Annotated in this window: 15 protein-coding genes and 1 pseudogene; all 16 read left to right on the top strand. The window is 49.0% G+C overall.

The features are described from left to right. Positions 1 to 15: 15 nt before the first annotated feature. The gene (cpsG, locus tag J9788_RS10620; protein ID WP_033650612.1) at positions 16 to 1,389 is read left to right on the top strand and encodes a phosphomannomutase CpsG; all 1,374 of its coding nucleotides are present in this window, start codon (positions 16 to 18) and stop codon (positions 1,387 to 1,389) included. Between the two features lie 119 nt (positions 1,390 to 1,508). Next, positions 1,509 to 2,903, top strand: coding sequence for an undecaprenyl-phosphate glucose phosphotransferase (wcaJ, locus tag J9788_RS10615; protein ID WP_033650763.1), 1,395 nt, complete (start codon positions 1,509 to 1,511; stop codon positions 2,901 to 2,903). Positions 2,904 to 2,974: 71 nt separating this feature from the next. Further along, positions 2,975 to 4,321, top strand: a complete 1,347-nt coding sequence (locus J9788_RS10610) for a cellulase family glycosylhydrolase (protein WP_227414548.1) — start codon at positions 2,975 to 2,977, stop codon at positions 4,319 to 4,321. Between the two features lie 79 nt (positions 4,322 to 4,400). After that, positions 4,401 to 5,471, top strand: coding sequence for an acyltransferase (locus J9788_RS10605; RefSeq protein WP_182264842.1), 1,071 nt, complete (start codon positions 4,401 to 4,403; stop codon positions 5,469 to 5,471). Positions 5,472 to 6,118: 647 nt separating this feature from the next. After that, positions 6,119 to 9,112: a DUF4214 domain-containing protein gene (locus tag J9788_RS10600; RefSeq protein ID WP_182264841.1), complete on the top strand. Its 2,994-nt coding sequence runs from the start codon at positions 6,119 to 6,121 to the stop codon at positions 9,110 to 9,112. A gap of 380 nt (positions 9,113 to 9,492) precedes the next feature. Continuing rightward, positions 9,493 to 11,259, top strand: coding sequence for a type I secretion system permease/ATPase (locus J9788_RS10595; RefSeq protein ID WP_033650615.1), 1,767 nt, complete (start codon positions 9,493 to 9,495; stop codon positions 11,257 to 11,259). Between the two features lie 54 nt (positions 11,260 to 11,313). Beyond that, positions 11,314 to 12,645, top strand: a complete 1,332-nt coding sequence (locus J9788_RS10590; protein WP_042784051.1) for an HlyD family type I secretion periplasmic adaptor subunit — start codon at positions 11,314 to 11,316, stop codon at positions 12,643 to 12,645. 2 nt (positions 12,646 to 12,647) lie between these two features. Next, positions 12,648 to 14,027: a TolC family outer membrane protein gene (locus J9788_RS10585; protein WP_182264840.1), complete on the top strand. Its 1,380-nt coding sequence runs from the start codon at positions 12,648 to 12,650 to the stop codon at positions 14,025 to 14,027. A gap of 571 nt (positions 14,028 to 14,598) precedes the next feature. Then, on the top strand, positions 14,599 to 15,852 hold the full coding sequence (locus J9788_RS10580) for a flippase (RefSeq protein WP_182264839.1): 1,254 nt from the start codon (positions 14,599 to 14,601) through the stop codon (positions 15,850 to 15,852). Next, positions 15,849 to 16,946, top strand: a complete 1,098-nt coding sequence (gene glf, locus J9788_RS10575; RefSeq protein ID WP_182264838.1) for a UDP-galactopyranose mutase — start codon at positions 15,849 to 15,851, stop codon at positions 16,944 to 16,946. Before J9788_RS10580 ends, glf begins: the two co-directional genes overlap by 4 nt. A gap of 9 nt (positions 16,947 to 16,955) precedes the next feature. Beyond that, complete coding sequence (locus J9788_RS10570) at positions 16,956 to 17,969, top strand: hypothetical protein (RefSeq protein ID WP_182264837.1); 1,014 nt, start codon at positions 16,956 to 16,958, stop codon at positions 17,967 to 17,969. Positions 17,970 to 18,141: 172 nt separating this feature from the next. Continuing rightward, a pseudogene (locus J9788_RS25090) lies at positions 18,142 to 18,972 on the top strand (phosphomannomutase CpsG); the annotation flags it as partial. A 153-nt stretch (positions 18,973 to 19,125) separates the two neighbouring features. Continuing rightward, positions 19,126 to 20,139: a UDP-glucose 4-epimerase GalE gene (gene galE, locus J9788_RS10550; protein WP_182264835.1), complete on the top strand. Its 1,014-nt coding sequence runs from the start codon at positions 19,126 to 19,128 to the stop codon at positions 20,137 to 20,139. Between the two features lie 303 nt (positions 20,140 to 20,442). Beyond that, positions 20,443 to 21,303: a glycosyl transferase gene (locus J9788_RS10545; RefSeq protein ID WP_182264834.1), complete on the top strand. Its 861-nt coding sequence runs from the start codon at positions 20,443 to 20,445 to the stop codon at positions 21,301 to 21,303. 14 nt (positions 21,304 to 21,317) lie between these two features. Further along, complete coding sequence (gene rfbA / locus J9788_RS10540; RefSeq protein WP_182264833.1) at positions 21,318 to 22,187, top strand: glucose-1-phosphate thymidylyltransferase RfbA; 870 nt, start codon at positions 21,318 to 21,320, stop codon at positions 22,185 to 22,187. A 1-nt stretch (position 22,188) separates the two neighbouring features. Next, the gene (gene rfbC / locus J9788_RS10535; protein WP_182264832.1) at positions 22,189 to 22,722 is read left to right on the top strand and encodes a dTDP-4-dehydrorhamnose 3,5-epimerase; all 534 of its coding nucleotides are present in this window, start codon (positions 22,189 to 22,191) and stop codon (positions 22,720 to 22,722) included. The last annotated feature ends 78 nt before the right edge of the window (positions 22,723 to 22,800 follow it).

Genomic DNA, 22,800 nt, shown 5'->3' with positions numbered 1-22,800 from the left:
GGTAAGGATTTTTGGATGACTCAAACTTTAACTTGTTTCAAAGCATACGACATTCGTGGCCGGTTAGGTGAGGAGTTAAATACGGATATTGCCTATCGTATCGGTCGGGCTTACGGTGAGTTTTTGCAACCACGCGAAGTTGTGGTTGGTGGCGATGTTCGTTTGACCAGTGAAGAGCTAAAACTGGCGCTGGCTGAAGGTTTGCGTGATGCCGGCGTTGACGTACTGGATATCGGGCTCAGCGGTACCGAGGAGATTTATTTCGCGACTTTCCATTTGGGTATTGATGGTGGCATTGAAGTGACCGCCAGCCACAATCCTATGGATTACAATGGCATGAAGCTGGTGAGAAGCCAGGCCAAACCGATCAGCGGTGATACCGGCTTACGCGATATTCAGCGATTGGCCGAAGGGAACGAGTTTGCCGAAGTGGATCCCTCTGCGCGTGGCAGCTACCGTAAGATTTCCGTAGAGGATGCCTATATTGAGCACCTGCTAGGCTATATCGATGTCAAAAATCTGAAGCCGCTTAAACTGGTGGTCAATTCCGGCAATGGTGCAGCAGGGCATGTGATCGATGCCATTGAAGCACGTTTCAAGCAACTGCAAGTTCCGGTCGAATTTATCAAGGTTCACCATCAGCCGGATGGTAATTTCCCTAACGGTATTCCTAATCCTCTGTTGCCTGAGTGTCGTGAAGATACGGCGCAAGCGGTTCGCGCGCATGGTGCCGATATGGGCATTGCGTTTGATGGCGACTTCGATCGTTGCTTCCTGTTTGACGAGAAGGGCGGCTTTATTGAAGGTTACTATATTGTTGGCCTTCTGGCTGCGGCGTTTCTGGAGAAAGAAACCGGTGCCAAAATCATTCACGATCCGCGCTTAAGCTGGAACACGATTGATGTGGTCAACGCCAGCGGTGGCGTGCCTGTCATGTCGAAAACCGGCCATGCCTTTATCAAGGAACGCATGCGTAAGGAAGATGCTGTCTATGGCGGTGAGATGAGTGCTCACCACTATTTCCGCGAGTTTTCTTATTGCGATAGCGGCATGATCCCATGGCTCTTGGTTGCCGAATTGCTTTGTCTGAAGAATATGTCCCTCGGACAATTGGTGGCTGATCGCATGGCTGCCTACCCGGCTTCCGGGGAGATTAACAGCCATCTGCAAGATCCTCAGGCATCGATTGATAAAGTCCTGGAATGCTATCGGTCTGATGCGCTGCTGTTCGATCACACCGATGGTATCAGTTTGGAGTTTTCTGACTGGCGATTCAACTTACGCAGCTCGAACACGGAGCCGGTGGTTCGCTTAAACGTTGAGTCGCGGGCGAATCCGTCATTGATGCAGCAGAAAACAGAGGAAATTCTTGCCTTGCTCCGCAGTTAAACTCTGCACTTACGCTATATTGGAAGTTCGGGGCTGTATTGCCCCGGCTTTAGGAATATAGGTACCAGAGAAAACTAACAAAAGGCATCTATACTATGCTAGCGAATAGGCCGTTATCTATGAATGGTTTCCGTCGTGGGAGTTTGCATACCAATGCGTCCCTGACATCAATGTTGCAACGATTTTCCGATATTTTTATCGTTTTTTGCGGGCTCTACTTATCCTGTCTGATTTCAGGAACGCGCTTCGCCATACAACACTGGGTTATGGTATTAACGTCGATTGTGATATTTCAAATGATCGGCGGCATTACGGATTTTTATCGTTCCTGGCGCGGTGTGCGAGCAGGGTTAGAGATTCGGCTTATTATCCAAAACTGGACGATAAGCTTGGTGATGACTTCGGGCGCTGTTGCATTTGTCAATGATTTTAATAATGAATATATAGTATATATTCAATGGTACTTATTTGTTTGCTGCGGTTTAGTCATTACACGCAGCACTATCCGTTTGATGCTGGGATATATGCGGAATTTAGGATTTAACACCCGTAATATCGCCATCATGGGATCGATGCCGGTTGGTATTCGGCTCGCGGAAACGTTGAGTGATGCGCATTGGATGGGATTCCGGGTACTGGGTATCTATGATGACAGTGCAGAGCCATTGGACAGTGTGATCGAACGCCGTGGCGATTTAGCGCAACTAATTGAGGACGCTAAGTGTGGTCGAATTGATCGGATTTATATCGCGATGCCTATGGAGCAAGAAAAGCTGATCAAGGATACGGTGACTGAACTTTCCGATACCACGTGTTCCGTGATGCTGATTCCAGACATATTCACCTTTAATATGTTGCAGTCGCGCTCGGAAGAAATTAACGGCGTATCCGTTGTCTCGTTGTTTGATACACCAATGAGTGGTATTAACCAGGTGATAAAGCGGGTGGAAGATATTGTTCTCTCCATTTTTATCCTGCTCTTTATTTCACCGGTACTGGTGTTGATTTCAGCCGCAGTGAAGTTTACTTCTCCTGGCCCGGTGATTTTCAAACAGCGCCGATACGGCATGGATGGCAAGGCGATTGAAGTGTGGAAGTTCCGCTCCATGAAGGTAATGGAGAATGGCGATAAAGTCGTTCAGGCGACAAAGGGCGATTCGCGGGTGACACCGGTGGGGGCATTTCTGCGCCGTACTTCACTCGATGAGCTGCCTCAATTTATCAATGTGCTGAAAGGCGACATGTCGATTGTAGGGCCACGCCCTCACGCCGTTGCGCATAATGAGCAGTATCGTAAGTTGATCAAGGGTTATATGCTGCGGCATAAAATGAAGCCTGGCATCACAGGTTGGGCCCAGATAAATGGCTGGCGGGGTGAAACCGACACACTGGATAAAATGGAAAAGCGTGTTGAATTTGACCTTGATTACATTCGGAACTGGAGCGTTTGGTTGGATGTAAAGATTGTTTTCTTGACGATATTTAAAGGGTTCGTCAGTAAAACAGCTTATTAATTACTCTGATGGTAAATTGCCTCATCGGGCTTCCTGTCCAACAGGTTGCCTGGGGCGTGCGGGAGGTCGCGTTGAAAATCCAGCCTGGTACCACACGTAGCCCCGTAAAAGGCTATGCGAGAATAGTAAAAGCATGCGCGGTTGCGGGCGCGTTATTGTTCGGTTTATACGGAAACGCGAATGCGTTTGAAGTGGGTGTGAACGTTCATTTACGTCACTACCCCAAACTTACAGACAGCTATCTGTCTTTAATCAAAGAGTATGGCTTTACTTCTTTCCGAGCCGGATATTTATGGGCGGCGGTGGAGCAAACGTCTGGCGTGATGAACGTCACCGGCCCATTGACCAAGGAAGATGATGCTTATCAATACGGCCTCTCTCAGTATGGGTTGAATTCTTTACTTATTCTTGCCTACGGCAATACCGCCTATAACGCACCAGACTACCCCACCACGCCTGCGGCTATCGATGGATTTGCCAATTATGCATACTGGACCGCAAAGCGCTTTAAAGGAAAGGTAAAATATTACGAAGTTTGGAATGAGTGGACTGTAGGGACGGGCACGAGCAAGAAGACAGCTGTTCCACCGCCGGAGGTGTTTGCTGAACTGGTTAAGAAGACTTCCGCCGCCGTCAAACGGGCTGACCCCGATGCCATCGTTCTCGCCGGTTCGCTTAGTCCGATCGGGCCAGAAGGGTTCAACTGGTTCAAACGACTCATGCAGTTGGGCATCCTGAATAGCATCGATGGTATTTCGGTGCATCCTTATTCTTACCGCTTACCCGATTTAGCCTTAAGAGCACCTGAGGATAATCTTAACGCTATCGACAAATTTGAACAGAAGATAAAAGCCATCGCCCAAAAAACAGTCCCTGTTTATATTACAGAGATGGGGGTGCCGACTTACAATGGCCCCGGCGGGTTGAGTGATGCTGCTGCTGCGCAATACGTTGTTAAGTATACGATGTTGGCTAAATCGCGACCGTATATCAAAGGTATTTGGTGGTATGATCTTATTGATGATGGTGATAATCCGGCAATCAACGAACACCGTTTTGGTCTGTTTAATCGACATGAACAACCAAAAGCCGCTGCACTGGCTTACGAAAAAATTGCCAAGGTAGCGCGCGATTTCACCGTAAGTGACTACAAAGTATCGTCTGACGGTGTGATAAGTATTGCGTTGAAGGGAAGCGGTAATCAGTATGCGATGCTCTATTGGCAAAAACCGCAAGTGGTGCAACCTTCAGCTCAGGCAAATGGTTTGAGAGCATTAATCAGCAGCGCGCCAGTACAGAAGACGAAAGAGTCTGCCGCCCAACCGTTGATTGAGTTAAACAGCCAGAAAACTGTGTTGCAAGGAGATACTCCCGTGTTGATGTTATCCGATAAGCCTATATCATCGCCGACGCGTTAATGTTTTTTTTACTATTTTGGGCTTTTATTTTTCCTGGATTATGACTGATAAATATTTTTCTCAACATCAGGTGGTTTCTATGCAAATAGATAAACAGGCGAAAACCACCGCTGACAATAAAACTCCTGTTCGTTTGGATTATGTAGACTCGATACGAGGGATTGCGGCGATAAGTGTAGTTGTTGCCCATTTTTTGGTGCCGATTTACGGTTACGATAAGTATGTTTTTTCCCATGTTTTTGATGTCGGTAAAATAGGTGTCGTATTATTTTTTATTATCAGCGGGTTTATCATTCCCTTTAGTTTTCGTCGTGAAAACGGCGGTGTTCAAGCTTTCTTTATCTCGCGCTTTTTCAGGCTTTACCCTGGATATTGGTTCTCGTTGTTATTGTATCTTGTTGTTTCTTACTGCTTTGGTGAGCAGTTCCCCTTGCGGAAAATTTTGGCCAACATCACCATGTTTCAAACGGCTTTGCACGTGAAAGATATTGTCGGCGTATATTGGACGCTGTTTATTGAACTGGTCTTTTACATCATGTGTGTATTCGCCTTCATCCTGGGGTTACTCAACAAGGTAAGATTCAATTTTATTTCTGCGCTTGTCATGTTGGCTGTTGCTCTGGCGATGGGAGTTGCCAGACATAAGCTGGATGCTGCATTTCCTGTTGCTCTGCCGCTTGCATTGTCACTCATGATGTTTGGCGGTTTATGGCGTTCATATTTGTTGGAAGGCGATCTATTCGCTAAAAAACAGGCGATTTACTATATCGCGATTTTTGCTTGCGTCATTCCGCTAGTCAGTTTCTATTCCTATGGTTCGGAGCCCGGGCATACGATGAGATATACTTTGACGTATTATCTCAGCATGCTGCTGTTCATCCTGTTGACAACGCGGCTCAAAATTCATAACAAATTCATGGTGCTCATGGGTGTTATTAGTTACTCTATTTATCTGATTCATCCTAGCCTGTTGATTGTATTCGAACATCTGACAGCTAATCTCGACAATGGCGCTCGCTATTTTTGGGGGAGTGTCGGGGCGATTTTAACTTTGCCGGTTTCATATTTGGTATACAAATATATCGAGTTGCCATCGATCCACTTTGGCAGACGAGTTAAGTCCAGCTTGGTCAAAGCGATGCCTCTCTGAGCATGTTTGCTGCGATTACCTGATTCATTTCTATCGGTATTATCTATGGGCATCTTCATCACCATCGATGAAGATGCTTTTTTTATGCCTGTTTCCCGCCTTCATCATCGTGCTCCAACTTTTCAACGTTCATGTAATATCTTTATTCTTCAATGAGATAGTTTTTATCTTTATATCACTTATGCCCCTATCCCCCATCCCTCCGCGGCGACTAACCGGCATTGCACGTCTGAAAAAAATCCTCTCTATTTAGTATGGTTTTTCTCTGTCTAACTTAGGTTTGAGCCATCACTGAAGCGATCTTTATATGAAAATGGCAATATCATTGCCATTTTATTCGAAGTTTAAACAAATTATCTTATTAACCATCGCCTTACCGTTAGATGTGCTGCCTTTAATTGATGTAACAATAATCTCATTGCGTTCCTTGACAGATCCGGTCATCAGATACTTTACTCAGTAAATAACTATGGGCGCGTTTAGGAGAGTTATTTGGCTGGAATTGATTTTATTGCTATTAATTTGATGTTGAGTTTACAGGCAAGACCAAACTTCTTTAAATTCAGCAGCTAAGTTTATGTTGCTGAACATCGAAAGTTGTGTGGAACGTTCTTTTTACCTTATCTCACTTAGATTAGGAGTTTTTTATGGCTTCTCTAGCATCTCAGCAGCAGGCGGCGGCGATCTACTATTCGGTTTTGGGACGTACTCCGTCTCTGACCGAGATCAATACCTATGGGCAGCAGCTCGAAGGTGGCACACAAACCGCAGCGCAACTGGCACAGTTCTTCATCAGCTCTTCCGGCGGGAATGCGCTCTATTCTGGGAAAACCGACTCGGAAATTCTGCAGATTATCTATACTCGTGAGTACGGTTCTGCCGCCACATCTCAACAACTGACTGATTTCCTGAATGGCAACACCCTGAGTTCGGCGGTTTCCAATGTCGTCAGCGGGTTGCTGAACTACAGCGGTAGCGACGCCACGATATTGGCTCAACAGACCGCATTCCAAAACACGGTTAACACGTTGCTATATCCTTCGACGGCCTCCGCTGCCTTAGGGCAGGGTGCATCGGATATTCAAGCTATTTTGCATGTTATCGGTTCGACCGTGACGGCCGATGCCGTCAACTATTTTGGCGCTAAAATCAATGCCGGGATGACGATCACTCAGGCTGCGGCCGCCAACATTGCGGGGCGTTCTTACCTGACTTCGCTGAGTGACGACGCATTTATCGCCCGTCTGTTCCAATTTGGTTACGAGCGTGCGCCATCCTCTGCCGAATCTGCCAGCTTCCTGTCATTGCTGCAGGGGGGCGCGACTCGTGCCGATCTGGTGGTTGATATTATCCAGGCATTGCGTGGCACCGTCGCGGCCGGCGATCTGACGGCGCAGCAACATTTCAATAGCGCTACGACCGTGTACCAACCAGGCCATCTCCCAGGATTGGCGTTCCAGGAACAAATCGCAGCTGTCTACCTGGGCGTTCCGGAACGTGGTGTTGATGCTTCCGGGTTAGACACCTGGAGCAAAGCGTTAGCTGCCGGCATGTCATATAACTCATTGATCGGTAACCTGGTTAGTTCTTCCGAGTTCCAACGTAAGGGCGGGCAGTTAACCGGCACTGATTTTATCCAGCATGTTTTCACCGCAGTGCATGGTGTTGCCGCCACGACGGCCCAACTGGCTATTTACAGTGCATTGGGCTCAGACAAAGGGATCATTACCCAAGCGATTATTAATGATCTGCGCTCTTCGACCGCGACGGATGCGGCAACCGTAACTCAACAGCATGCTTTCGAATTCGATATCGGCACCAGCTTGTTGTATAAAACTAATGCCAATCTGTCTGTTACGGCGGGGGGCGGCAACGGCACCGGCACCGTCAATACCGGCGCCAGCCATGCGTTGAGCAATGCGGAGACCGCGGTGTTGACCAACGTGGTGTTGAACGCCAACGCCGCCAGCCTGGTCAACCTGAAGTTCGCCGATCACTTGGCCAACCTGACCATCAACGGCACCAGCGCGGCAACGGTGAACCTGTCTGACAATGGCGTCAACCCAGGGGTTGCTGTCACCGTCAACAACGGCAATGTGATTCTGAACGCCAGTTCGGGTGCAGATAACGTGGTTGTTACTTCGACGGCTAATATCGCGACCGGTACCGCACAGTTTAACCTCGGCGCTGGCAACGATAGCCTGCACTGGGCGGGTAACGGTGTTTCCGGTGGGGCGAACACTGTCGCGAACACGGTTAAGGCTGACGGCGGCGCAGGGACGGACTCCATCTCCGCCAACTTCATCACCAAAACCGTCGTGACTAACCAGAACGCCCTGGGCGTGCGCACCAGTACGGTGACCAGCAACGCCAATAACTTCTCGAACTTCGAGCAGATTGATCTGACCGGTTACATCGGTAAGTCTGTCGGCACGCTGATTACGACACCGCTGATTGGCTCACCGACTACCACTACCGTCACTACGCCAACCAACACCTTCGACTTCGGCCTGACCAACGGCACGTCCACGGTGGAAGGCACCACGGGGGGCACGGTCACCCAGAACGCGGCGGCGACCAACCTGGGTACGCAAGGCTTCGTGATCTCCGGCCTGGCTAATGTCAACGTCATCAACGCCGCCGGCGGCAATGCTGCGCAGCTGGAAGTGAAAGGGGACGCGACCTCAGCCAGTACGCTGAACTTCACCTTCGTGCAGAACGCCACCGATCACTTCAACATCAACTTCGATGCGGTGAGCTCTGCCAACGTGAATGCCGGCGCCATCAGCCTGAACAGCAGCAGCAGCGCCCTGTTGGGCACTGCGCTGACAACGGTGAACGTGGCTTCCGGCGGTACGGGTTCGTTCAACAACATTCTGTCTCTGGCCGGCACCAATGCGCAGGTTCAGACTGTTAATGTGACCGGCGACCATGCGCTGAACCTGACCGTGGGCGCGGGCTACAGCAACGTGCGTGACATCAATGCCTCTACCAATACCGGCGGTTTGAACCTGGATTCAAGCCATGCGGGTACCGGTGACGGTATTATCGTGCAACTGCTGAAAGCCTTGCCGTTGAGTGCGGCTACCACGGCGCTGCTGACTCCGCTGCTGAACACGCTGGGTCTGAACGGTTACCAATTGACGGTGGAAGGAACGTCGACGACCGACAGCTTCAACGTGCTGGGTAACACCACGCTGACTGGCGGTAACGGAGCGAATACTTACGATCTGAAATCCAGTAACTCGCAGGCGGGGGTCACCATCACCGACTTCAGCACCGCGAAAGACAAGATCGTTGATGCTGCTTCCGGGCTGACCCTGTCCAATACAGGTACTGCGGTGGCGGATTACGGTACTCGCGCTGCAGATACGTTGGATGCACTGTTAGGCTCGTTGGTTGGCGGTCTGACCACCGGCGTTGTCGGCCTGTTGGGCGGTATCCTGGGCCTGAGCAATCCAAACTCGCTGACGGCGAAAGTGGGTGTGGCCTCGGTGGTGTTCAGCGGTACAGGTAACAATGCTGACTCCTATGTGATTATTGATAACAACAATAACCACACGCTGGATGCCAACGACACGGTTATTTACCTGACCGGCCAGAACCACCAGCAATTGGTGGATACTCTGCACTACGCCTAAGGGTAAAGTTGCAATAACCAATAATTCCTCATGGGACTATTGGGAATTAAATAATGCGGGGGCGTAATCCCCCGCATGTTTAATTTTGTGAGCGGCGTCATCCTCTCTAAGTTATTCCATTTCGTTATCTTCCCCTCTTATCTTTGCTCTTCTGTATCTCATTGTTTTGTCATGGTTTGTTTTATCTTTGTGACCGGCTTTTTTTTTATGGCCCACCTTGCCGGTTTTCACTTTCTCTACCTATAGTTAACGAAAGTATCTGCAGTCTCGGGCATTTCTTTGGGGTGAGCCTTCTCGGGATAATTCTTTTTTTAGGAATTTCTTTAGGGAGGGGGTCAATGCGGATTGGACTGACAGTGCACATGATGTAAGGGCAGAACGTGAATCAATTTATCCCGCGCAACGAAATTGCGGATGTTATACGTACACGCAGCAAAGTCTTCTGGACCGTTGGTATATTTACTGCGTTTATTAACCTGTTAATGCTGGTTCCTTCCATTTACATGCTCCAGGTTTACGACCGGGTGCTGCCTTCGCGCAATGAAATCACGCTGTTAATGCTGACGCTGATCATGCTGGGTATGTTCGGCATGATGTCCTTGCTGGAATACGTACGCAGCATGGTGGTGATCCGCATCGGCAGCCAGCTGGACATGCGCCTCAATACGCGCATTTATACGGCGGCTTACGAGGCGAATTTAAAGAACGGCTCGTCAGATGCCGGCCAGATGCTGAGCGATCTGACCAACGTGCGCCAATTCCTGACCGGTAGTGCGCTGTTTGCCTTCTTCGATGCGCCCTGGTTCCCGATCTATCTGCTGGTGATTTTCCTGTTTAACCCTTGGTTGGGGTTGTTCGCCCTGGTGGGCTCCTTGCTGTTGATCGCCCTGGCGGTGATCAACGAAGTGGTGTCGAAGAAGCCGCTGGCGGATGCCAGCCGGCTTTCAATCATGTCAGGCAATCTGGCCAGCACGAATTTGCGCAATGCCGAAGTGATCGAAGCACTGGGGATGCTGCCTAACCTGAAGGGACGCTGGTTCGGTTTACACCAGCGCTTCCTGAATAGTCAGCGTATCGCCAGCGAGCGGGCATCGCGGGTGACATCGATCACCAAGTTTGTGCGTTTGTCGCTCCAGTCGCTGGTTTTGGGGCTGGGGGGCTGGCTGGCGATCGATGGGCACATCACGCCGGGCATGATGATCGCCGGTTCCATCTTGATGGGGCGTACGCTGGCGCCGATTGAGCAAGTGATTAACGTATGGAAAAGCTGGAGCTCCGCCAAGCTGGCTTATCAGCGTCTGGTGCGCCTGCTGGAACAGCATCCGCCTCGCGGTACCGGCATGTCGCTGCCGCGTCCGGAAGGGGTGGTTTCCGTTGAAGGGGTGACCGCTACGCCGCCGGGCTCGAAGGGGAGCGCGGTATTGCATAACGTCAGTTTCGCCGTTCAGCCGGGAGACGTGTTGGGGATTATTGGGCCAAGCGCCTCCGGCAAATCGACGCTGGCGCGTCTATTGGTCGGCATCTGGCCGGTCAGTGAAGGCATTGTGCGACTGGACAATGCCGACATCTACCAGTGGAACAAGGACGAGTTGGGGCCCTATATCGGTTATCTGCCGCAGGATATTGAGCTGTTCGCCGGCAGCATCGCGGAGAACATCGCCCGCTTCAACGAGCTGGACTCGGAGAAAGTGATTGAGGCCGCCAAGTTGGCCGGCGTGCATGAGCTGATTCTGCGCTTTCCCAATGGCTATGATTCGGTGATCGGCAGCGGTGGCGCCGGGTTGTCCGGCGGCCAGAAACAGCGTATCGGTTTGGCACGTGCGCTGTATGGCGATCCCTCTCTTATCGTGCTGGATGAACCCAACTCCAATCTGGACGATGCCGGTGAACGGGCGTTGAACCAGGCCATTACGTTCCTTAAACAGCGCAATAAAACGGTGATCCTGATTACTCACCGCACCAATCTGCTGGCGATGACCAACAAGCTGTTGCTGCTGGTTAACGGGAATGTCAATGCGTTTGGCCCAACGCAGCAGGTATTGCAGGCCCTGGCGAATGCGCAAAAAGCGCAGGTGCCTCCGCAGGCGGTGCGTGCGGTGAACTCCGAGCCGGATGAAGGCGATATCCCTAAAACTCAAACTAATTAAGCCGTGAACTCGCCTGGCGGCGCCGTTGCGTCGCCGGCAGTCAAAGGAGTTGGTATGTCTACGCATATTGGCGAGCCGCATGACTCGTACTCAGAACAGATCCCGTTGGATGAGCGTCGTTATACCCGCCTGGGGTGGTTGGCGCTGGGGGTGGGCGTGTTCGGCTTCTTGGCCTGGGCGGCGTTTGCGCCTCTGGATAAAGGGGTGGCGTCGCCGGGCTCGGTAACCGTTTCCGGCAATCGTAAAACGGTGCAGGCTCCGGCCAGTGGCATCATCAAAAATATCGCGGTGAAAGACGGCGATAAGGTGAAAGCCGGCGAGGTGCTGGTGCAACTGAGCCAGGTGCAGGCGCAAGCGCAGGTCGATTCGCTGCGCGATCAGTACTACACCACCTTGGCTACCGAAGGGCGCCTGCTTGCTGAACGGGACGGGCTGGGCAATGTCACGTTTTCCCCGATCTTCGCCAAGATCAAGGATCAGCCGCGCGTCGCGGAGATTATTGCGCTGCAAACGCAGCTGTTCGCTTCCCGCCGCCAAGGGCTGCAAAGTGAAATAGACGGCTATAAGCAGTCGATGGACGGGATCCGCTTCCAGTTGAAAGGCCTGCAGGATTCGCGTGCCAATAAACAGATCCAGCTTTCCAGTTTGCGTGAACAGATGAACAGCATGAAGCAGTTGGCCGCGGACGGATACCTGCCGCGCAACCGCTACCTGGAAATTCAACGCCAGTTCGCCGAGGTGAACAGCAGTATCGACGAAACCGTCGGGCGGATTGGCCAATTGCAAAAGCAACTGCAGGAATCTCAGCAACGCATCGATCAGCGCTTTGCTGATTATCAGCGCGAGGTCAGAACGCAGCTGGCGCAAACCCAAATGGACGCCAGCGAGTTCCGCAACAAGCTGCAAATGGCCGATTTCGATCTGGGCAACACCGCCATCACCTCACCGGTGGACGGCACCGTGGTCGGATTGAATATCTTCACTCAGGGGGGCGTCGTGGGAGCGGGTGACCACCTGATGGACGTTGTGCCCAGCCAGGCGACTTTGGTGGTGGATTCTCGCCTCAAAGTCGACCTGATCGATAAGGTGTACAACGGGTTGCCGGTGGATCTGATGTTTACCGCCTTCAACCAAAACAAAACCCCGAAAATTCCGGGAACGGTCACGTTGGTTTCCGCCGACCGTCTGGTCGACAAAACCAATGGCGAACCCTACTACCAGATGCAGGTCACGGTCTCGCCGGAGGGCATGAAAATGCTCAGTGGCGAGGACATCAAGCCGGGGATGCCGGTGGAGGTGTTCGTGAAAACGGGGTCGCGCTCGCTGCTGAGCTATCTGTTTAAACCTATTTTGGATCGCGCTCATACTTCATTAACCGAGGAATAATTTTGATTCATTCAAAACGACAGGCTGCCGGTCTGGTTATCGGCACCCTTTTGTTTGCGATGTCTGCGCCGGTTTATTCGATAGGGATTTTAGACGCATATTCGCTGGCATTAGAAAAGGACCCGACTTTTCGGGCGGCTATAAAAGAGAAAGAAGCGGGAGATGAAAACGAAAATATCGGCAGGGCGGGGCTGCTGCCGAAGGTATCGCTGAATTACCAGAATTCGCCGCGTAACTGGCAAACCCAGAAATATCCACAAAGCGACTTCTTTGGCAACATTACGGAAGCGACGCGGCGCCAGCAGTACCGCAGCTACTCCAGCTCGGTGACGCTGACGCAGCCGCTGTTCGATTATGAGGCCTATGCACGTTATAAAGGCGGCGTGGCGCAGACGATGATGTCGGATGAGCGCTATCGCGGCAAACTGCTCGATCTGGCGGTGAGGGTGATCAGCGCGTATGTCGAAGTGGCCTATGCCAAAGATCAAATCGCCTTGGCCGAGGCGCAGAAAGCAGCTTATAAAGAACAGTTGGCGTTGAACGATCGTCTGATGAGCGCGGGTGAGGGGACCCTGACCGACGTCTCCGAAACGCAGGCGCGCTACAGCCTGGCAGAGGCGCAGGTGATAGAAGCGCGTGACGCGCTGGACGCTGCGCAGCGTGAGCTGGAGGTGATCATCGGCGTGCCGTTGAATCAATTGGATGAGCTGCAGAGCTTACGGCCAGGGCAATTCAAGGTGGCGCCGCTGATCCCGTCGAAGTTTGAAGAGTGGCAAAAGATCGCTCTGGAAAATAACCCAGTGCTGGCCGCCTCGCGCCATGGCGTCGATGCGGCGAAATACGAAGTGGAGAGAAACCGCGCCGGCTTTATGCCGAACGTGCAACTTTACGCTTCGCATTCGGAAAACGACTCCAGTAGCGATAACACGGTTAACCAGAAATATCGTACCGACAGCATCGGCGTGCAGGTGAGCCTGCCGATTTACTCCGGCGGCGGCGTGGCGGCCTCCACCCGGCAGGCCGCGGCCCGCTACGGCCAGGCGATGGCCGAAATGGACACGCAAGTCGGCACGACGCTGAACGATCTGCGCAAGCAGTTCAATCTGTGCATCAGCAGTCGTGCCAAGCTGGCGGCCTACGAGCTGGCGGTGAAGTCGGCGACCACGCAGGTGACGGCGACCCGGCAAAGCGTGTTGGCGGGGCAGCGCGTCAACGTCGATGTGCTCAACGCCGAACAGCAGCTCTACAGCGCCCAGCGCGATCTGGCCTCTGCCAAGTACACCTACATCAAGTCCTGGATTACCCTGCTGAGCGACTCCGGCACGTTGGACGAGAAGGATGTGTTGCGTGTGGCGCAGTATTTTGCCCGCAGTCGAGGTTAATAAATCATCAAGCAGCTAAGTGAAAGCTGCGTATTATTCTGAAAGAGCAGCCTGGCGCTGCTCTTTCTAGCTTCAATACGTTATGTTACTTCTGTCGTCGACTGTCATAGAATGTCCAACTGTCTATTGTGAATAAACATACTGATGTCAGCGACAACGTCTGACCATCGTCCCACGCTCTTTTTTTGTGTGGCTCGATGTCAGGTTTAGGGGGATGTTATTGATTTTTCACTTATTAAGGTGTGGTTGCGTCAGTGCAGCCTAGTGAGTTGTAACAACTGGATGAGTCCATATCAGAGTTTGGCTTCTGTAAGCCAAGGGCGGTAGCGTGCCTCACCCGCGTTAAGCCGTTGTCGGATAACCCAAATATCAGATCATTCTGGCTGCGGTGTTGTGTAAGGTATCTGGTTTTTGGTTCTTATTGGCAACATGTTGGATTTTGACCACAGGTTGAGCGGAACGCATAAACTATGACTGACTAGTCTGTATTTTCATCGATTCATAATTAAATCGTTGAAACACTATATTTATAATTACAGGGGCACTTTTGTGTTGTTGTGAGGGAAATGGATTGGACAGGAAAATATTTAAGAATATAGTTTCATTGGTTGGCATACAAGGTGTCAATTATATAATACCATTAATAACCCTTCCTTATTTAGTTAGGGTTTTACAACCTGCAGGCTATGGTAGCCTGGGTTTTGCTTTAGCGATTACGCAGTATTTCGTCATTCTTACTGACTACGGGTTTAACCTCTCCGTCACGCAGAAAATTGCGGTTAATAAGGACGATAAACGCTATGTAAGTAAAATATTTTGGAACGTTATTAGTTGCAAGTTATTACTGGGTGTTTTTGGGGGCGTTATTTTATTTGGATTGATTTCACTTAATAGTGAAATGTACAATTTACGTTGGATACTTATTGCAAGCTACATTTCTGTTTTTGGTTCGGCTTTATTCCCTGTCTGGCTTTTTCAGGGGAAAGAGACGATGGGGTGGATTGCACTTTCCAATATAACAGCCCGCCTAACGACAATTCCATTAGTATTTTCTTTAGTGCAACATGCTGATGATACTTGGCTGGCTGGTGGAATCAATGGCATCACATCCGTTTTTGCCGGCGGTATAGCATTATTCCTTATTTGGAAGAACAAATGGATTACTTGGGTAAGACCTGAGTGGAGTGAGATCAAAAGAGAGTACAAAGAAGGTTGGCATGTTTTTATATCAACGGCCGCTATCAGCCTTTATACAACCAGTACTACCGTCATTCTTGGTTTTCTTGCCGGTCCCACGGCTGTGGGGTACTTCGTTGCTGCGGATAAGCTCAGGCAGGCAGCACAGGGGCTGATCTCACCGGTATCTCAGGCATTTTTCCCTCGAGTTAACTCTTCGATGGCGAAGGATAAGAGTTTAGGTTTCGCGGTGATACGAAAACTTCTTGTTATTCTTTCCGTTATCGGTTTGTCGGCGAGCCTGTTCCTCTTCATATTCAGCTCACAGCTGGTAACGATTGTTTATGGCGCAAACTATGAGCCGACAGTTACCGTATTGAGAATTATAGCCTTCATTCCAATTGTTATCTGCATGAGTAACGTATTCGGAATTCAGACTTTACTGGTTCTCGGCAAGAAAAAAATATTCAGTAGAATACTGATAATGTCAGGTCTGCTCAATGTTTCCATATTGTTCCCGTTGGCCTACTACTTCAAGCAGGATGGTGCCGCTATTTCCGTGTTAATAACGGAGTCTTTCGTCACGCTCTCAATGCTTTTCGCGATCATTAAATTCAAAATACCTCTTTTCAGAAAGGAAAAAAAATGAAATACGATTACCTCATCGTTGGGGCTGGCCTCTTTGGCGCAACATGTGCTTATGAATTAAATAAAAGAGGAAAAAAGGTTCTTGTTCTTGAACGTCGCAATCATATTGGCGGGAATATCTACACTGAGAATCATGATGGTGTGCATGTTCATAAATATGGTGCGCACATATTCCATACCAACGATAAGAGAGTTTGGGACTTCGTTAATTCATTTGTGGAGTTCAACCGGTTTACCAATTCACCGTTGGCGAGTTACCAAGGGAAATTGTTTAATCTGCCGTTCAATATGAATACGTTTTACCAGCTTTGGGGCGTCAAAACACCGGCAGAGGCGGCGAAAAAAATTGATGAGCAGCGGCAGGAGTTAGCCGGGAAAGAACCGGAAAACCTGGAAGAGCAGGCCATCAATCTGGTTGGTAGGGATATCTATGAAATTCTGATTAAAGGCTATACGGAAAAACAATGGGGGCGTAAAGCCACTGAGCTGCCCTCATTTATTATTAGACGTCTACCGGTAAGAATGACCTATGACAATAATTATTTTTCTGATCGTTATCAAGGGATCCCTGTTGGCGGATATACTCAAATAGCAGAAAAAATGCTTGACGGGATCGAGGTGCGAATGGGAGTAAACTTCCTGGAGGATCGAGAGCACTTTACTTCTCTGGCGGATAAGGTTATTTACACCGGACCTATTGATGAATACTTTGGGCACGAATTTGGAAAGCTCGAATATCGCTCCTTGCGTTTTGAAACTGAGACGCTACATGATACAGATAATTATCAGGGAAATGCGGTCGTCAACTATACCGAAAGCTCTGTGCCGTATACCAGAATTATTGAGCATAAACATTTTGATCCCGTTGAGACGCCACATACCGTAGTAACAAAGGAATATCCTGAAGAGTGGCAGGAAGGAAGTGAGCCTTACTATCCTGTAAACGATGAAAAGAATATGGCACTCTTTAAAAAATATAGAGAGTTGGCGAAGAATGAGGCGAATGTGTACTTCGGCGGTCGCCTTGCAGAGTACAAGTACTATGATATGCATCAGGTAATCCGTTCCGCGTTTAGCTTGGTTGATGATATTTAAGGCATTATTATGAATAAGAAAGTTTATATTTGTTGCCCTGGTGGTAGCATTACTGGTGGACCTGAATTGTTGCACCAATTTTGTGATGCTCTTGGCAGAAACGGTGTTGATGCCAGTATGGTATACTACCCACTGGACACTAGTTTTCAGCTACCTCAACAATATGCTCACTATAATGTTAGAGTGACACAGCACAAAGATGTCGTTTGTGACAATGCCATTGTTATTATCCCTGAAGTTGCCACCGCATTGGCGAAAAATTTTAGTGCTGCACAGATTTGTATTTGGTGGCTTTCGGTAGATAACTATTTTAGCCATAAAAAATATAACTGGTTTATACGACGCTATGTAGGGCATTTTAAGTCAATCTTAACTGGCCATCGCTTATCTATCAGTTCAATGAAAAACTACCAGCATCTGTCGCAGAGTGAGTATGCAAGGATGTTTCTTGAGTCCAGAGGGATTCATTGTGACATGTTGACTGATTATTTGAATGAAACGCATTTGAAAGATATAGATGAAAGTATTAAACGGGAAAATATCATTGCTTACAATCCAAAGAAAGGCGAAAAATACTCTAACAAACTGATTAGTCGATATCCAGATTATAAATTCATCCCAATTAAGAATATGACGGCAATTGAAGTCAGGAAGCTTTTGGAACGAAGTAAAGTTTATATCGACTTTGGTGATCATCCTGGGAAAGATCGATTTCCTCGAGAAGCTGTTATGGCAGGGTGCTGCGTGGTAACCGGACGTAGAGGCAGCGCAGCGAATAAAGTCGACGTGCCAGTTCCATCTTGTTATAAGCTTGATGAGTCGGCCGAAAGCTTTGAGCAAGATTTTCAGAAGATAATTGAAAATATATTTCAAGATTATGAAAAATGCTACGCGGATTTTGAAAGTTATAAAAACAAAATTTCTTCTGAGTTTGATGTTTTTAAACAACAGGTGAAGCTATTCTCTGTGAAATATTGTAATGCCGGAAGTGAACTCGATATTCATTCTCGCCCTATTAATTGAGTGGCTTGTTGGGTTTCTAACAATTAGGTAGGGGTATTGATGAGTTGATATTATCTCATGATGTCCTGCACATATTAACCCTGGTGTATTTTACTATCTGAAATTACAAGTTTCTAATAGCATGCCGATAAAGGATTTTTCAAGTCTAAGTTAATTCAGATTATCATGGAAGGGGGCGCTATTGGCGTTTATCAAGGTGCATTATCAGCCTCAGCCGGACGGCACTATTTCCAACCCATCACTGCCTGAGTGTCGCGCGGATACCGCGGATGCGGTGCGTGAGCATGGCGCTGATATGGGCATTGCGTTCGACGGTGATTTCGATCGCTGCCTCTTGTTCGATGAAAAAGGCGATTTCATCGAGGGCTATTACATCGTCGGCCTGCTGGCGGAAGCTTTCCTGCAGAAACAGGCGGGGCGAAGATCATCCACGATTCGCGTCTAAGCTGGAATACCATCGATGTGGTCACCGAGGTCGGGGGCGTGCCTGTGATGTCAAAAACCGGCCATGCTTTCATTAAGGAACGTATGCGTGTGGAAGACGCCATTTATGGCGGAGAGATAAGCACTCACCACTGTTTCCGTGATTTTGCTTACTGTGACAGTGGCATGATTCCGTGGTCGCTGGTCGCTGGTCGCTGGTCGCTGGTCGCTGGTCGCTGGTCGCTGGTCGCTGGTCGCTGAGTTGGTCAGCGTGAAGGGACAAACTCTGGGGCAGCTGGTACAGGATCGCATTGCTGCCTACCCGTCCTCCGGTGATATCAATATCAAATTGGCCCAGCCGGCCGTGTCCATTGAAAGTGTTAAACAACACTATTTACCGCATGCTGATGAGGTGGACTATACCGATGGCATTAGCATGTCGTTTGCAAACTGGCGTTTCAACCTGCGTTCTTCCAATACGGAACCAGTGGTGCGTCTTAATGTCGAATCGCGTGCCGATGTTGCGCTGATGCAAGAGAAAACCGACGAGATTCTTCCGCTGCTCGCTGCAAAAATTTAACGATTAGCATGCTTGGCATATTTAAGAGTCCAAGATGAGAGCGGCTTTTGCCGCTCTCTCTTCATGGTGCGCTCAGACGGTTGTATGATGCATCCATTATCAATGGGGTGTTTTTGTCGAACCAAGAGTGTTGCCGAAGTATAAGGGGTTGATATGACAATTCTAGTTACCGGTGGTGCCGGTTACATCGGATCTCACACCGTTTTATCTCTGTTGGAACGTGGCGAAGACGTTGTGGTGTTGGACAATTTGTCCAACGCATCTGCGGAGTCATTACAGCGGGTGGAGAAACTGGCGGGGAAAGCCGCGGTATTCTATCAGGGAGATGTTCAGGATGCCGAATGCCTGCATCGCATCTTTGGTGCGCATGAGATCACTGCCGTGATCCACTTCGCTGGCCTTAAGGCTGTCGGAGAGTCAACGCGTAAACCGCTCGAGTATTATCAGAATAACGTCACCGGCACGCTGGTGCTATTGGATGCCATGCGCCGTGCCGGCGTACATGATTTTATCTTCAGTTCCTCCGCCACCGTGTATGGCGCCAATTCGCCGGTGCCCTATGTCGAGACTACGCCGATTGGCGGCACGACCAGTCCTTATGGCACGTCTAAGCTGATGGTAGAGCAGATCCTGCAGGATTTCGCCAAGGCTGAGCCGGAGTTTTCGATTATTGCGTTGCGTTATTTCAATCCGGTAGGGGCGCATGAGTCCGGCCTGATAGGCGAAGATCCGAACGGCATTCCCAATAACCTGCTGCCTTACATCTCACAGGTGGCGATCGGTAAGCTGGATAAACTGGGGATTTTCGGTGGCGATTACCCGACGAAAGACGGCACGGGAGAGCGTGACTACATTCATGTCATGGATCTGGCTGAAGGGCACCTTAAAGCGATGGATCATCTGGCGAAGATCAACGGTTTCAAGGCCTATAACCTGGGGGCTGGCGTAGGGCACTCGGTACTGGAGATGGTTCAGGCGTTTGAGAAAGCGTCAGGCGTAACGATCCCCTATCAAATCTTGCCACGCCGCGACGGCGATCTGCCTGCCTTCTGGGCGAACGCCGATCTGGCTTATCAGGAGCTGGGGTGGAAGGTTCGTCGCGGTATCGATGATATGATGCGTGATACTTGGAACTGGCAAAGTAAAAACCCACATGGCTATCGCTAATCTTGATTGATATGCCTTGATTGGGATAAATAGGTATGAACGGCTAATTAAATATAGAACGATAAGCGATGGGGGCATGTAGAATTTCCAGCCCCCATACAAATGTTTTTTCCAAGGGCTTGGAATAGCTCCCATGCTCACACACATGAAGTGTTCTCGCCAACTCATCATTTCGCAGCCTGAATGCCAAGAAAATAATATGAGATAAGCCTTTTTCACTAAGGCTATTTTTGCCTGGGTTTTTTATCGGCACTTTGCTGCATGGGGCTAACTCTATAATTTCGTGCATACGGTGGGTTTATAATGAGATATAATAACGCAATAGTGGTCGTTGTCTACAATAAAAAAATTGAGGATTCAGCCACTCTCAATACACTTGTTGAGCATGACTTTTTTAACAGTAAACTGGTTATTCATAATAATGGGCCAGAGAGTATTGCCCTGCAAGGGAAATTGGCAGAAAAAATAGAAGCCAAGTTTAAATGTGTTGAGTTGATAAATAGTCTAGACAACTTGCCACTCAGTATTCTATATAACGATTTTATTCGAGATAATGAAGAGGCCGGGCGATTTATCATATTGGACGATGATTCGACGATCACTGAGGCGTTTGCTAGGGCCGTGAATTATAACGAGGATGATATGGAGCTCCCTCGCATTATTTCTAGGGTTGATGGTGTGACGTATTACCCTATTGAAGCGAAAAAAGTTGTCACAACCGAGCGTTATCTGGACCATAGAACGTCCTATTCTATCGGTTCTGGCATGGTCATCAATAATTCTTTGGTTAAAAAATTTAAAAAACATAACGTAGATTTATTCGATGAGAACTATGCTCTATATGGGGTTGATGTAAGCGTTTTTCGCAGAATTTATCAGCTTATAGATAAAGGGGAGTGTTTTAAAATAAAGAGTTCTTCTTACATCTACCATTCTCTTTCTCGTGCGGAGGGAAAAGAGAGTCCTTTTCGTATAAGAGAGCGACTTATCGATACGGCCATAACAACAAGAAGATATCCTACGGTACGTTTGCATATTCATTTGATGAAAAAATTCATAATTAATGTCATAAAGCTTAATGGCAATAATGCGGCATCAATAATCAAAGCTTATCTCACTGGAATGCATCCTCGTTGTAAAACTATGGGCTCGCGTCAACAATAATCTAAGGAGTGTTTATGAAAGGCATTGTTCTTGCGGGGGGCTCAGGTACGCGTCTTTACCCTATCACCCGAGGCGTATCAAAACAGTTGCTGCCCATTTATGACAAACCGATGATTTATTACCCGATCTCGGTGCTGATGCTTGCTGGGATCCGCGATATTCTGATCATCTCCACGCCAGAGGATCTCCCTTCATTCCGGCGCTTGTTAGGTGATGGGCAGCGTTTTGGTATAACACTGAATTATGCAGTACAGCCAAGCCCGGATGGATTGGCGCAGGCCTTTTTGATTGGGGAAGAGTTCATCAACGGTGAACGTTGCGCGTTGGTCTTGGGTGACAATATTTACTTTGGCCAGAGCTTTGGCAAAAAACTGGAAAGTGTCGCCGAACAAACAGAGGGCGCGACGGTATTCGGTTATCAGGTCATGGATCCAGAGCGTTTTGGCGTGGTGGAGTTTGATCAAAACTTCAAGGCGCTATCGTTGGAAGAAAAACCAGCGGTGCCGAAGTCTAACTGGGCGGTTACCGGGCTCTATTTCTATGACCGCCATGTTGTTGAGCTTGCCAAACAGGTAAAACCTTCCGCACGTGGCGAGCTGGAAATCACTACGTTGAACCAAATGTATCTGGAGCGCGGGGCATTGAACGTTGAGATTCTTGGCCGCGGCTTTGCCTGGTTGGATACGGGCACGCACGATAGCCTGATTGAAGCAGCTCAGTTTATTCATACTATCGAGCATCGGCAGGGCTTTAAGGTCGCTTGCCTGGAAGAGATCGCTTATAGAAAGGGCTGGCTTACTAAAGAACAGGTGGCACAAGAAGCCAAATTATTGAGCAAAACTCAATATGGTCAATATTTAGCGCAATTGCTGGTGGAGAAATAAGATGCAAGTGAGTGATACGCGTATTCATGGCGTAAAGATCGTCCAACCTAAGGTGTTTGGCGATGCACGTGGTTTTTTCTTGGAAACGTTCGAAAAGAAACGTTACCAAGCGGCACTGGATATCGATTTTGATTTCGTTCAGGACAATCACTCGCGCTCTTCAAAAGGAGTGTTGCGCGGCCTGCATTTCCAAAAGATCAATCCTCAGGGGAAGCTGGTCCGTGTCGTTCGCGGCGAAGTCTTTGATGTTGTTGTCGATATCCGAGAGGACTCACCTACCTATGGGGCATGGGAGGGCGTCGTGCTTTCCGAAGAGAACAAGACGCAATTCTGGATCCCGCCAGGTTTGGCGCATGGCTTTGTCGTGCTCTCGGATATCGCTGATTTTGAATATAAATGTACGGACTATTATAACCCTGCTCATGAAGGGTGCCTATTGTGGAACGATCCTGATGTGGGCATTGAGTGGCCACTGAATGATCCGCTGCTATCTGAAAAAGATAAGCAGGGCAATTTTTTCAAAGCGTTGAAGTAAAGTAATCGAGAAGATTGACGTTGAGAAGTGGGTCTTACAGGGGGATCATATTTTTTATAACCACCGCAAGTTATTCTA

This window comes from Serratia sp. X10 (assembly GCF_017811775.1).
Lineage (GTDB): Bacteria > Pseudomonadota > Gammaproteobacteria > Enterobacterales > Enterobacteriaceae > Serratia > Serratia ureilytica.
Note: the sequence above shows the minus strand (reverse complement) of the source record. Positions and strands in the feature narration are given on the sequence as shown.

Excerpts from the sequence above, each read along its gene's own strand:
- rfbC (WP_182264832.1), top strand. The coding sequence starts at position 22,189 with ATGCAAGTGAGTGATACGCGTATTCATGGCGTAAAGATCGTCCAACCT.
- galE (WP_182264835.1), top strand. The coding sequence starts at position 19,126 with ATGACAATTCTAGTTACCGGTGGTGCCGGTTACATCGGATCTCACACC.
- J9788_RS10545 (WP_182264834.1), top strand. The coding sequence starts at position 20,443 with ATGAGATATAATAACGCAATAGTGGTCGTTGTCTACAATAAAAAAATT.
- J9788_RS10600 (WP_182264841.1), top strand. The coding sequence starts at position 6,119 with ATGGCTTCTCTAGCATCTCAGCAGCAGGCGGCGGCGATCTACTATTCG.
- rfbA (WP_182264833.1), top strand. The coding sequence starts at position 21,318 with ATGAAAGGCATTGTTCTTGCGGGGGGCTCAGGTACGCGTCTTTACCCT.
- J9788_RS10570 (WP_182264837.1), top strand. The coding sequence starts at position 16,956 with ATGAATAAGAAAGTTTATATTTGTTGCCCTGGTGGTAGCATTACTGGT.
- wcaJ (WP_033650763.1), top strand. The coding sequence starts at position 1,509 with ATGAATGGTTTCCGTCGTGGGAGTTTGCATACCAATGCGTCCCTGACA.
- cpsG (WP_033650612.1), top strand. The coding sequence starts at position 16 with ATGACTCAAACTTTAACTTGTTTCAAAGCATACGACATTCGTGGCCGG.
- J9788_RS10590 (WP_042784051.1), top strand. The coding sequence starts at position 11,314 with ATGTCTACGCATATTGGCGAGCCGCATGACTCGTACTCAGAACAGATC.
- J9788_RS10605 (WP_182264842.1), top strand. The coding sequence starts at position 4,401 with ATGCAAATAGATAAACAGGCGAAAACCACCGCTGACAATAAAACTCCT.
- glf (WP_182264838.1), top strand. The coding sequence starts at position 15,849 with ATGAAATACGATTACCTCATCGTTGGGGCTGGCCTCTTTGGCGCAACA.